We start from the raw sequence: 13,358 nt of genomic DNA, 5'->3' as shown, positions 1-13,358 counted from the left end.
GGCGCCATCCAGGCGCCCGCGCAGGCCCTCAGGCCGACCAGGTATCGCGCAGGGTCACGCTGCGGTTGAATACCGGCGTGGCTGCGGTATGGTCGCGGCGGTCGGCCACGAAGTAGCCGGTACGCTCGAACTGGAACGACTGCTCCGGCGCGGCGCTGGCCGCGGCCGGCTCGACATAGCCGGTGACAGTGCGGCGCGATTCCGGGTTGAGGTAATCGCGGTAGGTCTTGCCTTCCGATTCGTCGTCCGGGTTCGGCACCGAGAACAGGCGGTCGTACAGGCGGATCTCGGCCGGTACGCCGTGCACGGCGCTGACCCAGTGGATGGTGCCCTTGACCTTGCGGTTGGCGCCTTCCATGCCCGGACGCGATTCCGGATCCAGCCAGCCGCGCAGCTCGGTGATGGTGCCGTCGGCATCCTTGATCACTTCGTCGCAGCGGATGATGCCGGCGCCGCGCAGGCGGACTTCGCCCCCCGGGACCAGGCGCTTCCAGCCCTTCGGCGGCACTTCGGCGAAGTCCTCGCGGTCGATCCACACTTCGCGTGCGAACGGTACTTCGCGGCTGCCGAAGCTTTCGTCCTTCGGGTGGTTGCTGAAGGTCAGCTGCTCTTCGTGGCCTTCCGGCAGGTTGGTCAGCACCAGCTTGACCGGATCGACCACTGCCATGCGGCGCGGTGCGGCACTGTCCAGGTCCTCGCGCAGCGCGCCTTCCAGCACGCTGAAGTCGATCAGCGAATTCTGCTTGCTGATGCCCACGCGCTCGGCGAACAGGCGCATCGCGGCCGGGGTGTAACCACGGCGACGCAGGCCCTGCAGGGTCGGCATGCGCGGGTCTTCCCAGCCGTCCACCAGCTGTTCGGTGACCAGCGCCATCAGCTTGCGCTTGCTCATCACCGTGTAGTTGATGTTCAGGCGCGAGAACTCGATCTGGCGCGGCTTGGCCGCTTCGCGCGGCAGGCCGGCATCGACCAGCGGCTGGGTCAGCGCATCGTCATGGGCGAAATCGACGTTGTCCACGCACCAGTCGTACAGCGGGCGGTGGTCTTCGAATTCCAGCGTGCACAACGAGTGGGTGATGCCTTCGATCGAATCACCCAGCGCGTGGGCGAAGTCGTACATCGGGTAGATCGGCCACGCATTGCCGGTGTTCTGGTGCTCGACGTGCTTGATGCGGTACAGCGCCGGATCGCGCAGGTTGATGTTGCCGCTGGCCATGTCGATCCTGGCGCGCAGGGTGCGCGCACCATCCGGGAATTCACCGGCGCGCATGCGGCGGAACAGGTCGAGGTTTTCCTCGACGCTGCGGTCGCGCCATGGCGACGGGCGGCCCGGCTCGGTCAGGGTGCCGCGGTAGGCGCGCACTTCCTCGGCCGACAGGTCGCAGACGTAGGCCTTGCCCTGTTCGATCAGCTTCTCGGCGGCCAGGTAATAGGCCTGGAAATAGTCCGAGGCGTGGCGCAGCTCGTTCCACTCGAAGCCCAGCCAGCGCACGTCGTCCTGGATCGCGGCCACGTATTCCGGATCTTCCTTGGCCGGGTTGGTGTCGTCGAAGCGCAGGTTGCAGACGCCGCTGAACTCGCCGGCGATGCCGAAGTTCAGGCAGATCGACTTGGCGTGGCCGATGTGCAGGTACCCGTTCGGCTCCGGCGGGAAGCGGGTCTTGATCGCCTGGTGCTTTCCGCTGGCCAGGTCCTCGCGCACGATCTGGCGGATGAAATCGCGCTTTTCGTGGCTGTCGGCGGGGGTCTCGGGGCTGGCGGGGGTGTGCTCGGACATGAGTCGGCGAAAAGAAAGGCAGAAAGACCAACAGTCTAGCGCGTACGGGGCAGGGCTGCCCGGTGGGGTGTGGGGATGCCGGCCCCGCCCTCTGGTAGTGCCGGCCGCTGGCCGGCAACTCTCGGATCCCGCCCCCGGCACCATTCAGCCCCCGGGCGTATGCTGGAGCCCTGCCCCGAGGAGCCGCCGCATGCACATCGTGTACAAGGCCGACAACCTGTTCGACGCCCATCTGGTCAAGCACGCGCTGGAAAACGCCGGCATCCCCGCCTTCGTGTTCGGCGAGCAGCTGCTGGGGGGCATGGGCGAGCTGCCGTTGTTCGGTGTGTTGCGGGTCGGCATCCCCGACGCGGCGCGGCCGCAGGCGGAGGACATCATCGCGGCGCTGGACTTGGGCCAGGCCGCCGCCGACCCCATTTCCGATGCAGACGATATGGCCGGACTGCCGGCGTAGGAGCGCATCATGTTGGGAATTGGCCAGGGCATCCTCGGCATCGGGGCCTTCAAGCAGCGCCTGCCGCGCCCGGAAGAGGCACTGCCGGGGCGCGAGCAGCCATTGCCGCTGCACAGCAACCAGCACTTCGTGAACAGCCATCCGCTGAAGGACCGCTTCGCCGGCCTGCAGCAGATCCGCTTCGCGCTGGGCTGTTTCTGGGGCGCCGAGCGCAAGTTCTGGACCGAGCCGGGCGTGTACAGCACCTCGGTCGGCTACGCCGGCGGCATCACCCCGAACCCGACCTATGAAGAAGTGTGCTCGGGCCTGACCGGGCACACCGAAGTGGTGCAGGTGGTGTTCGACCCGGCGGTGGTGAGCCTGGAACGGCTGCTGCAGCTGTTCTGGGAAAGCCACGACCCGACCCAGGGCATGCGCCAGGGCAACGACACCGGCACCCAGTACCGTTCGGCGATCCACGCCACCGACGAGGCACAGTACGCTGCCGCGCTGGCCAGCCGCGAGGCCTACCAGGCCCAGCTGGATGCGGCCGGCTACGGCCCGATCACCACCGAGATCGTGTACCCGGCACCGGCGTACTACTACGCCGAGGACTATCACCAGCAGTACCTGGCGAAGAATCCGAACGGCTACTGCGGCATCGGCGGCACCGGCGTGAGCTGCCCGATCGGGTTGGATGTGGAGGCGCCGCGCTGACGCGCGGTGGTCCGCCTGCGGCGGGCAACGTCAAAATCAACGTCAACAGCCAAAGCGGCTCTGGGTTGCTGATGGTTGGGCGGGACGGGGGCGGCTGGCAGGACACGCCGTAAACCCGTCCATGTGGGCTCGATGGCGCCTTGCTCGTGTGCGCTGTCCTGCGCACACGGCAAGACCGGGGTTGGGCGTCCTGCCCAACCCGCCCGAGGCATGCCTCGGGCCCATGGCGCCAACGGTCCTGCCAGCCGCCCCCCGTCCCACCTTCGACAGTTTCCCGGTGACGGTGGGCAAGAGCATTGGTTTGGTGACGAACTGATGGAAAAGAAAAAGGACGCGGCGTTCGCCGCGTCCTTTTTGTTTGGTCCTGCAGTGCTTTCTGTAGAGCGAAGCCATGCTCGGCTGCGAGCAAGCGAAGCGCGCGACCCGCTGTTGCTCTTCTTTCTTTCTTCCGTGGCGGATGGCCACCGGAAACTGTCAGAGGGCGGGCGGGTTGGGTTCGCGGGGGTGTCCGCGGCATGGATGCCGCGGCCAAGCCCCCATGGACGGGTTCACGGCGTCCCCCGCGAACCCAACCCGCCCGACCCAGCGCGGCTTTTGCTCTAGCAGTCAGTCGAGCAAGCTCGACTCTACCGACCCGCCACGAGGGGCTCAGCCGTTGGCCGGAATCACAGTGCCGCGCGGATCCGCTCGCGCAGCGCCTGCAGATCCTTGGCAAACGCATCGATACCGGTCGCCAGCTTCTCGGTCGCCATCGGATCGGCAGCCAGATCCGCCGCGAACGTCGCCGCATCGATCGGGGGCACCGCCGCGCCATCAGCGGCACCAGCCACCAGCTTGCGCGGCAGCGCGCCGTGGTCGGCGTCCAGCTTCTCCAGCAGGTCCGGCGAAATGGTCAGGCGGTCGCAGCCGGCCAGCGCTTCGATCTGTGCGGTCGAACGGAACGAGGCGCCCATCACCACCGTCTTCGAACCGCGGCGCTTGAATTCGGCATAGACGCCGCGCACGAACTTCACGCCCGGGTCTTCGTCGATGCTGGCCGGGGTCTGGCCGTTGGCCACGTACCAGTCCAGGATGCGGCCGACGAACGGGGAGATCAGGAACGCGCCGGCCTCGCTGCAGGCCAGCGCCTGGGTCGGGTTGAAGATCAGGGTCAGGTTGCAGTCGATGCCTTCGGCCTGCAGGATGCGCGCGGCTTCCACGCCTTCCCAGGTCGCGGCGATCTTGATCAGGATCTTCTCGCGCGGCACCCCGGCATCGGCGTACATCTGGATGAACTGGCGGGCCTTGGCCACGGTGGCGGCGGTGTCGTGGGCCTGGTCGGCGTCCACTTCGGTGGACACACGGCCCGGCACCAGCGTGCTCAACAGCGCGCCGACGCCGATGGTCAGGCGGTCGGCCACGGCGTGCACCACGGCTTCGCGGTCGCCCGCCTGCTGGCGGCCCCAGGCCAGTTCGCGTTCGATCAGTTCGGCGTAGACCGGCAGGTCCAGCGCCTTCTTCACCAGGGTCGGGTTGGTGGTGCAGTCCACCGGCTGCAGGCGCTTGATCGCCTCGTAGTCACCGGTATCGGCAACGACCACGGACAGTTCGCGCAGCTGGGACAGTTTGGACGGGGTACTCATTACGGCTCCTGGTGCAGGGGGATCGAATCGCGCGCGGTGCGCAGCGGTAATCAGGGGCGGTCGTTGTGGACCGCAGTCACGCGCAGGCGCAGCTTGCGGCCGCCGGGCGCGTTCCAGTCGATGCTCTGGCCGATGGCCAGGCCGAGCAGGGCACTGCCGACCGGGGCCAGCACGGAGACCTTGCCTTCATCGACATTGGCTTCGCGGGGGAAGACCAGGGTCAGGACGTGCTTTTCGCCCGACACTTCATCTTCGCACTCCACGCGCGAATGCATCATGACGATGCCTTCGGGAATCTGGTCCGGCGCCAGCACGGTGGCCCGGTTGAGTTCTTCAGCAAGCGCGAGCGCGGCAGGCGTCTGGCTCAGCGCAGGGGATTCGAGCATGGCGTCCAGGCGGTCCATGTCGAAGGTAGAAACGGTGATCGACGGCGGCAGGCCGCTGGCGGTGTTCATGGTGAAGCTCCTTGGTTGAAAGCCATGCAAAAGGCGGCACCTGCTGGCGCCGCCTGTCTGTATTGTGGGGACAAATGCGGCCGGAATCGACTCCTGCCGATTCCGGGCCGGTGCTGCGGGGGCTCAGCCGTTCAGCGCGGGGCCGGGCAGGGCCGGTGCATCGCTGCCGGCATCGAGCGCCTCCAGCGTGAACAGTGCCTGCGGCAGGCGCTTGAACTGGTCGGCCAGCTCCATCAGGAAGTCGTTCATGGCCGAGCTGCGGCGCCAGATCATGGCGATGCGGCGGCTGGGACGGCCTTCGCCGGTGAAATCGAGCAGGCGGATGTTGTTCGAGCGCGGCACCGGCGGCTGCACCGACAGGCTCGGCAGCAGGGTGATGCCGACGTCGGCGGCGACCATCTGCCGCAGCGTTTCCAGGCTGGTGGCGCGGAATTCGGACTTCTCGTTGGCGCCGAACAGGCGGCAGACTTCCAGCGCCTGGTCGCGCAGGCAATGCCCGTCTTCCAGCAGCAGCAGCTTCTGCGTGGCCAGTTCCTGCACGTCCAGGTGTTCGCGGCGGGCCAGCGGGTGGCGCCCGGACACGGCCAGCAGGAACGGTTCCTCGAACAGGAATTCGGCATGCAGCTGGTCGTCGATCACCGGCAGGGCCAGCAGTGCGGCGTCGAGCTTGCCTTCGCGCAGGCGGTCCAGCAGCACGTCGCTCTTTTCCTCGACCAGCAGCAGTTCCAGCTCCGGGAAGCGCTCGCGGATGCGCGGGATCACATGCGGCAGCAGGTACGGGCCGAGGGTCGGGAAGATGCCCAGGCGCACCGTGCCGGCTTCCGGATCGCGGCTGCGTCGCGCCGCCTCCTTCAGCTGTTCCACTTCGGACACGATCACCCGCGCCCGTGCCGCCGCTTCCTGGCCGGCCGGGGTCAGCATCACCTTGCGCGGTGCGCGTTCCACCAGCGGCAGGCCCAGCTCTTCTTCCAGCTTGCGGATCTGCGTCGACAGCGTGGGCTGGCTGACGAAGCAGGAGGCGGCAGCCCGGCCGAAATGCTTGTGGTCGGCCAGGGCTACCAGGTACTTCAGATCACGTAGGTTCATCCTTACACCCCAGGGGTAACGGACCGGCTGACGGCGTGGTTACCCGACAGGCAGACAATGTTCCCGGTGATCTGGGAACGGTGGATCAGGCTGCTTCAGCAACGGCACCGCTGCTGTTGCTCACCGACGAGCGGATCAGGTGGTCGAACGCACTCAGTGCGGCGGTCGAGCCGGCGCCCATGGCGATGATGATCTGCTTGTAGGGCACCGTCGTGCAATCGCCAGCGGCGAACACGCCCGGCAGGTTGGTCTGGCCGCGGTCGTCGATGACGATCTCGCCGCGCGGCGACAGCGCCACCACATCCTTCAGCCACTCGGTGTTGGGCAGCAGGCCGATCTGCACGAAGATGCCTTCCAGCTCGACGCGGTGGGCATCGCCGCCGACGCGGTCCTTGTAGACCAGGCCGGTGACGCGGCTGCCGTCGCCCAGCACTTCGGTGGTCTGCGCGCTGGTCAGCACGGTCACGTTGCCCAGGCTGCGCAGCTTCTTCTGCAGCACTTCATCGGCGCGCAGGCTGGAATCGAACTCCAGCAGGGTTACATGCGACACGATGCCGGCCAGGTCGATGGCCGCTTCCACGCCGGAGTTGCCGCCGCCGATCACCGCCACGCGCTTGCCCTTGAACAGCGGGCCATCGCAGTGCGGGCAGTACGCCACGCCCTTGTTGCGGTACTGGTCTTCGCCCGGCACGTTCATCTGCCGCCAGCGCGCGCCGGTGGACAGGATCACCGAACGCGACTTCAGTACCGCGCCGTTTTCCAGCTGCACCTGCACCAGGCCGTCTTCGCCGGCCGGCACCAGCGCACTGGCGCGCTGCAGGTTCATGATGTCCACCTCGTACTCGCGCACGTGCTGCTCCAGCGCCGTGGCCAGCTTGGGGCCCTCGGTCTCCTTCACCGAAATGAAGTTCTCGATCGCCATGGTGTCCAGCACCTGGCCACCGAAACGCTCGGCGGCGATGCCGGTACGGATGCCCTTGCGTGCGGCGTAGATCGCCGCTGCAGCGCCGGCCGGGCCACCGCCCACCACCAGCACGTCGAAGGCGTCCTTGGCGGCGATCTTCTCGGCATCGCGCTTGCCGGCGTTGGTGTCCAGCTTGGCCACGATCTGCTCGAGGGTCATGCGGCCCTGGTCGAAGATTTCACCGTTGAGGTACACGGTCGGCACCGACATGATCTCGCGCTTCTCGACTTCGTCCTGGAACAGGGCGCCATCGATGGCCACGTGCTGGATGCGCGGGTTGAGCACCGCGGCCAGGTTCAGCGCCTGCACCACGTCCGGGCAGTTCTGGCAGGACAGCGAGAAGTAGGTTTCGAACCGGTAGTCGCCTTCCAGGTTCTGCACCTGCTCGATCAGCTCGGCGGTGGCCTTGGACGGGTGCCCGCCGACCTGCAGCAGCGCCAGCACCAGCGAGGTGAACTCGTGGCCCATCGGCAGGCCGGCGAAGGTCAGGTGGATGTCCTGGCCCGGGGTGCCCAGGTCGAAGGACGGCACGCGGCCCTGCCCATCGCGCAGCACCTGCAGCGAGATCTTGTCCGACAGGCTGTCCAGGGTCTGCAGCAGTTCCAGCATTTCCTGCGACTTGGCGCCGTCGTCGGCGTGCGCGGTGATCTGGATCGGGCGGGTCACGCGCTCCAGATAGGTCTTCAGCTGCGACTGCAGGTTGGCGTCCAACATCGGTCTTCTCCTGGCTTCAGGCAAACAGAGGGCGTGGCACCGCTGTACAAGGTAGCGGACCAGCTGGGGGTAGGGGTGAACCCAAGACAGCGACCGTGGAAGGGGCTGGCTGGCCAAGGCGGGCGAGCGTTGGCTGTCTTGGGTTCACCCCCACGCCGGCGGGGGGACCGGCACGGGGATGAAGGGCGCGCCGCGGCGTGGGGCCACGGCAGGCCGGTACTGCCTTAGATCTTGCCGACCAGGTCCAGCGACGGGGTCAGGGTCTTCTCGCCTTCCTTCCACTTGGCCGGGCAGACCTGGTTCGGGTTGGCGGCGGTGAACTGGGCAGCCTTCAGCTTGCGCAGGGTCTCGGACACGTCACGGGCGATCTCGTTGGAGTGGATCTCCAGGGTCTTGATCACGCCTTCCGGGTTGATGATGAAGGTGCCGCGCAGGGCCAGGCCTTCTTCCGGAATGTGCACGCCGAAAGCGTTGGTCAGCTGGTGGGTCGGGTCGCCGACCAGCGGGAACTGGGCCTTGCCGACGGCCGGCGAGGTCTCGTGCCACACCTTGTGCGAGAAGTGGGTATCGGTGGTGACGATGTAGACCTCGGCGCCGGCCTTCTTGAACTCGGCGTAGTGGTCAGCTGCGTCCTCGATCTCGGTCGGGCAGTTGAAGGTGAAGGCGGCCGGCATGAAGATCAGGACGGACCACTGGCCCTTCAGGCTGGCGTCGGAAACCTTGATGAACTCGCCGTTGTGGTAAGCGTTGGCTTCGAACGGCTGGATCTGGGTGTTGATGAGGGACATCATTTTTCCTCTTGGTGAAGGGGAGTGGGTGAATCGACAGGAGCTAGGTTACCCATTCGCTGGCGATAAGGACAATGCATTGATTGCATCTATTTGATAGATGGAGTCTATCAAAAGGCGCTGAGCAGGCACTGAACCCGGCCGCTTTCATCCTGCAACTGACTGTGTGACAAGGAAAATCTCGCCGGACCGCTGCCTGGGGCCGATAGCCCCTCCTTATCCCGTCCGGCGTAACCTGAACGGATTCCGATTTTGTAGAGCCGAGCCCGCGCTCGGCTGCCCCAGAAGCAGCCGAGCGCGGGCTCGGCTCTACAATTGCGGAATGTCTTTCCAAACCGAACCCACCCTGCGCCAGATCGTGGCCGAGGCCAGTGTCCGCCTCGGCAGCGTCGAAGCTCGCCATGAGGCGGAGCTGCTGCTGCTGCATGTGCTGGAACGCCCACGCAGTTGGCTGTTCGCGCATGCCACCGATCCGCTGGCCGCCGCCGACCAGGCCGCCTTCGAGACGCTGTTGGCCCACCGCGTGGCCGGCGAGCCGGTCGCCTACCTGACCGGCCGCCGCGGATTCTGGACGCTGGATCTGGAGGTCGATCCGGCCACGCTGATCCCGCGCCCGGAGACTGAACTGCTGGTCGAGCTGGCGCTGGAACGCCTGCCGCAGGACCGTGCGCTGCGGCTGGCTGACCTGGGCACCGGCAGCGGCGCGATCGCCTTGGCGCTGGCCAGCGAGCGGCCACAGGCACAGGTGCTGGCCACCGATGCCAGCCCGGGTGCGCTGGCCGTGGCCGCGCGCAATGCCGCGCGCCATGAACTGCGCAACGTCCGCTTCGCCGAGGGCGGGCACGATTGGTACGCGCCGTTGCAGGGCATGCGCTTCGACCTGATTGCGAGCAATCCGCCGTACATCGCCAGCGACGACCCGCACCTGCGACAGGGCGACTTGCGCTTCGAACCGGCCTCCGCGCTGGCGTCCGGTGTGGACGGCCTGGATGACATCCGCCGCATCATCGATGGCGGCCAGGCGCATCTGCTGCCCGGTGGCTGGTTGCTGATCGAGCACGGATGGGACCAGGGCGCGGCGATCCGCGCGCTGTTCGACGCCGCCGGTTTTGCCGAGGTGCAGACCGTGCAGGACCTGGAGCAGCGCGACCGCATCACCCTGGGCCGGCGACCGGCCTAGAATGGGGGTTCTCCTGCCCCGGCAGGGCATCACCTTGGAGCTGCAAGCATGCGTACGCTGTACCCCGCCATCACCCCCTACGACGTCGGCACCCTGAAGGTCGACGACCGCCACACGCTGTATTTCGAACAGTGCGGCAACCCGGACGGCAAGCCGGTGGTGATGCTGCACGGTGGCCCGGGCGGTGGTTGCAGCGACAAGATGCGCCAGTTCCATGACCCGTCCAAGTACCGCATCATCCTGTTCGACCAGCGTGGTGCGGGTCGATCCACCCCGCACGCGGACCTGGTGGACAACACCACCTGGGACCTGGTCGCCGATATCGAGAAGCTGCGCGAGCACCTGAAGGTCGATCGCTGGCAGGTGTTCGGTGGAAGCTGGGGCTCGACCCTGGCCCTGGCCTATGCCGAGACCCATCCGCAGCGCGTGACCGAACTGGTCCTGCGCGGCATCTTCATGCTGCGCCGCTGGGAGCTGGAATGGTTCTACCAGGAAGGCGCCAACCGCCTGTTCCCGGATGCGTGGGAGCATTACCTGAAGCCGATCCCGTCGGTGGAGCGTCATGACCTGATCTCGGCCTTCCACCGCCGCCTGACCAGTGACGACGAAATCACCCGCCTGGAAGCCGCCAAGGCCTGGGCGGTGTGGGAAGGCGCGACCAGTTTCCTGCACGTCGATGACGACTTCATCAACAGCCACGAAGACCCGCACTTCGCCCTGGCCTTCGCCCGCATCGAGAACCACTACTTCGTCAACGGTGGCTTCTTTGAGGTGGAAGACCAGCTGCTGCGCGACGCGCACCGCATCGCCGACATCCCGGGCGTGATCGTGCACGGCCGCTACGACGTGGTCTGCCCGCTGGCCAACGCCTGGGACCTGACCAAGGTGTGGCCGAAGGCGAAGCTGGAAATCACCCCGGCCTCGGGCCATTCGGCGTTCGAAGCCGAGAACGTGGACGCGCTGGTGCGCGCCACCGATGGCTTCGCCTGATCGGTAGTGCCGGCCGCTGGCCGGCAATGCCTTGCCGGTCCGTTTCGCCGCCGGCCGATGTGGCTCGCCGGCCAGCGGCCGGCGCTACCGGATACCCAAGGGTTCTGACCCCGCCGAAACCTTCATCCACGCATGGCGTGGATTTACCAATCCCCGGCCAGCAACGCGTCGGCCAGCACCTGCAGCTTTGGCGAGTGCTGGCGCGACGGTGGGTAGATCAGCGACAGCGCGCGGCTGCGGCCTTCAAGCGGCTGCAGCACGCGTTGCAGGCGGCCGTCAGCCAGCGCGTCGGCCACCGCGAAATCCATCACCTGCACGATGCCGATGCCGGCGATGGCCGCTTCCACCAGCGGATCGCCACTGTCGAACACCATCCGCGTCGGTGGGGTGAAGTCGCGCAGTTGGCCCTCCTGCAGGAACTGCCAGTCCACCAGCCGGCCACTGCGCAGGTTGCGCACCGCCAGGCACGCGTGATCCCGCAGCGCGGCCACATCGTCCGGTGCGCCACAGCGGGCCAGATACGCGGGGCTGGCCACCGTCACCCAGCGCAGCGGACGCAGCGGGCGCGCGACGATGCGCTGGTCGGCGATGACGCCGGTGCGCAAAGCGGCATCGAAACCTTCCTCGACCAGATCGACCAGACGGTCACTGAGCACGGCCTCCACCTGCAGTTGCGGGTGCTGTTGCAGCAACGGCGCCAGCAGCGGTACCAGCACCTTGCGCCCGAACATCGAGGGCGCGCTGATCTTCAGGGTGCCCGCGGGCGTGCAGGGACGGTCGGCCAACTGGCGTTCGGCATCCTCCAGGCCACACAGCAGCGGTGCCACCTGATCGACGAACTGGCGGCCATCCGGGGTCAGCGCCACGTTGCGGGTGTTCCGCTGCAGCAGCTTCACCCCCAGCGTGGCCTCCAGCCGGCCGATCGCGCGCGACAGGCCGGACTGGCTCAGGCCCAGCTGCCCGGCGGCGACGGTGAAACTGCGGGCTTCGGCCACCTGCACCAGCATGCGCACTGCATTGAGGTCCATCGAAGTTCCATTCATGATGAAAATCATGACAGATATGGCTGGCAGGGGGTTTATTGATTCGGTCGCATCAATGAGACTGCGCTCCCCCACCGCGCCAGACCGCCGATGCCTCCCCTCAAGTACCCGCGCTGGGCGCTGACCCTGCTGGCCACTGCCCAGCTGATCATCGCCCTGGATGCCACCATCATCTTCGTCGCCCTGCACGACATGGGCCGCGCGCTGCAGATCAACGCGCAGCAGCTGCAATGGGTAGTCAGTGCCTACACCGTGGCGTTCGGCGGCAGCCTGCTGCTGGGCGGGCGCGCCGCTGACCTGATCGGCCGCCGCCGCTTCTACCGGCTGGGCATGCTGCTGTTCGCGCTGGCGTCGCTGTTCGGCGCGCTGGCGCCGAATGCCACCCTGTTGATCATCGCGCGCGCGGCGCAGGGCATCGGTGCCGCGTTGCTGTTCCCGGCCACGCTGGCGCTGATCAACACGTTGTATGCGGAAGGCCCGGTGCGCAACCGCGCACTGGCGATCTGGAGCATGGCCAGTGCGGTCGGCCTGGCGCTGGGCACGCTGCTCGGTGGCGTGCTGACCCAGGCGTTCGGCTGGCCGGCGGTGCTGGCGGTGATCGTTCCGCTGGCCACCGCCTGTGCAGTCGCGGCCGGCGCGTGGTTGCCGGCCGATGGCCCGCGTGTGCAGGGCCGTTCCTTCGATCTGGCCGGTTGCCTCACCGTCACCGCCGGCGGCAGCCTGCTGGTCACCACCCTGGTGCAAGGGCCGGAGTGGGGCTGGACGGCACGGGCCACGCTCATCTGCCTGCTGCTTTCAGCCGTGCTGTTGACGGTGTTCGTACAGATCGAAAAGCGCAGCCGTGACCCGCTGATGCAGTTTGCGCTGCTGCGCCTGCCCGGCCTGCGCGCGGCACTCGGCCTGACCTTCGCCTTCATGAGCAGCTATGGCGTGCAGTACTACTTCCTGGCGCTCTACTTCCAGGATGGTTACGGCTGGAGCCCGCTGCAGGCCGGCATGGCCTTCCTGCTGCCGACCGTGGTGTGCACCTTCGGCATCCGCATTGCCGAACGCATGCTGCGGCGCCGTTCGCCACGGCAGGTGCTGGCCTGGGGCTTCGCGGCCGGTGCCATCGGCATCACTGCGGTGGCGCTGGCGATGCCGCATGGCGCCGGTTACTGGCCGCTGCTGCCGGGCATCGTGGTGCTCAGCGTGGGCCAGGGCATGAGCTGGACGGCGATGTGGATCGTGGCCGGGCAGGGCGTGCCGGGGCCGCAGCAGGGTGTGGCGTCCGGCATGGCCGCCACCGCACAGCAGATCGGCGGCGCGTTGGGACTGGCGGTACTGGTGATGGTGGCCAACGCCGCGCGCGGCACGCAGGAGGCAACCAGCCCTGATGCGCTGCAGGGCATGGTCAATGCGCAGTACGGCGCCGCGCTGTTCGCCGCGCTCGGCGTGGTGATCGCGCTGGGCCTGCGCCCGGCGCCGGTCGAATCGGCTGCTGCCGTCTGCCCGGTCAACGAGGCATGATTGAAGGCGCTGCCGTAGGTGGATGTGCCACGCCTGCGGTGGTGCCGGCCGCTGGCCGGCAACCTCGGGGTGGTTGGATC

At 67.4% G+C, this 13,358-nt stretch carries 12 protein-coding genes; 5 read left to right on the top strand and 7 right to left on the bottom strand.

The genetic code is table 11. The features are described 5' to 3' along the window. Positions 1 to 28 precede the first annotated feature (28 nt). A complete protein-coding gene (locus AC5P6H_RS16990; protein ID WP_049440148.1) occupies positions 29 to 1,777 on the bottom strand; it encodes a glutamine--tRNA ligase/YqeY domain fusion protein in 1,749 nt (582 codons plus the stop codon). Positions 1,778 to 1,967: 190 nt separating this feature from the next. On the opposite strand from AC5P6H_RS16990, the gene AC5P6H_RS16985 reads away from it, so the two are divergent. Continuing rightward, entirely contained in the window at positions 1,968 to 2,231 is a 264-nt protein-coding gene (locus AC5P6H_RS16985) for a putative signal transducing protein (protein WP_032956987.1), read from the top strand. Between the two features lie 30 nt (positions 2,232 to 2,261). Beyond that, on the top strand, positions 2,262 to 2,927 hold the full coding sequence (msrA, locus tag AC5P6H_RS16980; RefSeq protein WP_032956996.1) for a peptide-methionine (S)-S-oxide reductase MsrA: 666 nt from the start codon (positions 2,262 to 2,264) through the stop codon (positions 2,925 to 2,927). Between the two features lie 665 nt (positions 2,928 to 3,592). Here the strand turns inward: msrA and AC5P6H_RS16975 are convergent. From AC5P6H_RS16975 to ahpC, 5 genes are all read right to left on the bottom strand, one after another. Continuing rightward, on the bottom strand, positions 3,593 to 4,549 hold the full coding sequence (locus AC5P6H_RS16975) for a transaldolase (protein WP_495202904.1): 957 nt from the start codon (positions 4,547 to 4,549) through the stop codon (positions 3,593 to 3,595). Between the two features lie 50 nt (positions 4,550 to 4,599). After that, complete coding sequence (gene rnk, locus AC5P6H_RS16970) at positions 4,600 to 5,004, bottom strand: nucleoside diphosphate kinase regulator (protein WP_014036052.1); 405 nt, start codon at positions 5,002 to 5,004, stop codon at positions 4,600 to 4,602. Between the two features lie 123 nt (positions 5,005 to 5,127). After that, entirely contained in the window at positions 5,128 to 6,090 is a 963-nt protein-coding gene (locus AC5P6H_RS16965) for a LysR substrate-binding domain-containing protein (RefSeq protein ID WP_014646003.1), read from the bottom strand. Between the two features lie 85 nt (positions 6,091 to 6,175). Continuing rightward, positions 6,176 to 7,768, bottom strand: coding sequence for an alkyl hydroperoxide reductase subunit F (ahpF, locus tag AC5P6H_RS16960; protein ID WP_014646004.1), 1,593 nt, complete (start codon positions 7,766 to 7,768; stop codon positions 6,176 to 6,178). 224 nt (positions 7,769 to 7,992) lie between these two features. Then, entirely contained in the window at positions 7,993 to 8,556 is a 564-nt protein-coding gene (gene ahpC / locus AC5P6H_RS16955; RefSeq protein ID WP_005408159.1) for an alkyl hydroperoxide reductase subunit C, read from the bottom strand. Between the two features lie 322 nt (positions 8,557 to 8,878). Here ahpC and prmC point away from each other — a divergent pair, with 322 nt between their 5' ends. Further along, a complete protein-coding gene (gene prmC, locus AC5P6H_RS16950) occupies positions 8,879 to 9,736 on the top strand; it encodes a peptide chain release factor N(5)-glutamine methyltransferase (protein ID WP_495202903.1) in 858 nt (285 codons plus the stop codon). A gap of 48 nt (positions 9,737 to 9,784) precedes the next feature. Further along, positions 9,785 to 10,726 carry a prolyl aminopeptidase gene (pip, locus tag AC5P6H_RS16945; RefSeq protein ID WP_126411751.1) on the top strand — a complete coding sequence of 314 codons (942 nt, stop codon included), beginning with the start codon at positions 9,785 to 9,787 and terminating at the stop codon, positions 10,724 to 10,726. A gap of 143 nt (positions 10,727 to 10,869) precedes the next feature. Here pip and AC5P6H_RS16940 read toward each other — a convergent pair whose 3' ends face one another. After that, on the bottom strand, positions 10,870 to 11,754 hold the full coding sequence (locus AC5P6H_RS16940; RefSeq protein WP_014646007.1) for a LysR family transcriptional regulator: 885 nt from the start codon (positions 11,752 to 11,754) through the stop codon (positions 10,870 to 10,872). Between the two features lie 105 nt (positions 11,755 to 11,859). Between AC5P6H_RS16940 and AC5P6H_RS16935 the strand changes: the two genes are divergently transcribed. Then, positions 11,860 to 13,278, top strand: a complete 1,419-nt coding sequence (locus AC5P6H_RS16935) for an MFS transporter (protein ID WP_032956978.1) — start codon at positions 11,860 to 11,862, stop codon at positions 13,276 to 13,278. Positions 13,279 to 13,358: the final 80 nt, after the last annotated feature.

The sequence above is a fragment of the Stenotrophomonas sp. YJH_SMC_110 genome, assembly GCF_059369255.1.
The sequence above is the reverse complement of the archived record's forward strand: the minus strand, read 5'-3'. Positions and strand labels throughout refer to the sequence as shown.

What these genes read in the sequence shown, in the direction of transcription:
- AC5P6H_RS16940 (WP_014646007.1), bottom strand. Translation starts at nt 11,754, where the DNA reads ATGGACCTCAATGCAGTGCGCATGCTGGTGCAGGTGGCCGAAGCCCGC.
- ahpF (WP_014646004.1), bottom strand. Translation starts at nt 7,768, where the DNA reads ATGTTGGACGCCAACCTGCAGTCGCAGCTGAAGACCTATCTGGAGCGC.
- AC5P6H_RS16985 (WP_032956987.1), top strand. Translation starts at nt 1,968, where the DNA reads ATGCACATCGTGTACAAGGCCGACAACCTGTTCGACGCCCATCTGGTC.
- AC5P6H_RS16975 (WP_495202904.1), bottom strand. Translation starts at nt 4,549, where the DNA reads ATGAGTACCCCGTCCAAACTGTCCCAGCTGCGCGAACTGTCCGTGGTC.
- ahpC (WP_005408159.1), bottom strand. Translation starts at nt 8,556, where the DNA reads ATGTCCCTCATCAACACCCAGATCCAGCCGTTCGAAGCCAACGCTTAC.
- AC5P6H_RS16965 (WP_014646003.1), bottom strand. Translation starts at nt 6,090, where the DNA reads ATGAACCTACGTGATCTGAAGTACCTGGTAGCCCTGGCCGACCACAAG.
- rnk (WP_014036052.1), bottom strand. Translation starts at nt 5,004, where the DNA reads ATGAACACCGCCAGCGGCCTGCCGCCGTCGATCACCGTTTCTACCTTC.
- AC5P6H_RS16990 (WP_049440148.1), bottom strand. Translation starts at nt 1,777, where the DNA reads ATGTCCGAGCACACCCCCGCCAGCCCCGAGACCCCCGCCGACAGCCAC.
- prmC (WP_495202903.1), top strand. Translation starts at nt 8,879, where the DNA reads ATGTCTTTCCAAACCGAACCCACCCTGCGCCAGATCGTGGCCGAGGCC.
- pip (WP_126411751.1), top strand. Translation starts at nt 9,785, where the DNA reads ATGCGTACGCTGTACCCCGCCATCACCCCCTACGACGTCGGCACCCTG.
- AC5P6H_RS16935 (WP_032956978.1), top strand. Translation starts at nt 11,860, where the DNA reads ATGCCTCCCCTCAAGTACCCGCGCTGGGCGCTGACCCTGCTGGCCACT.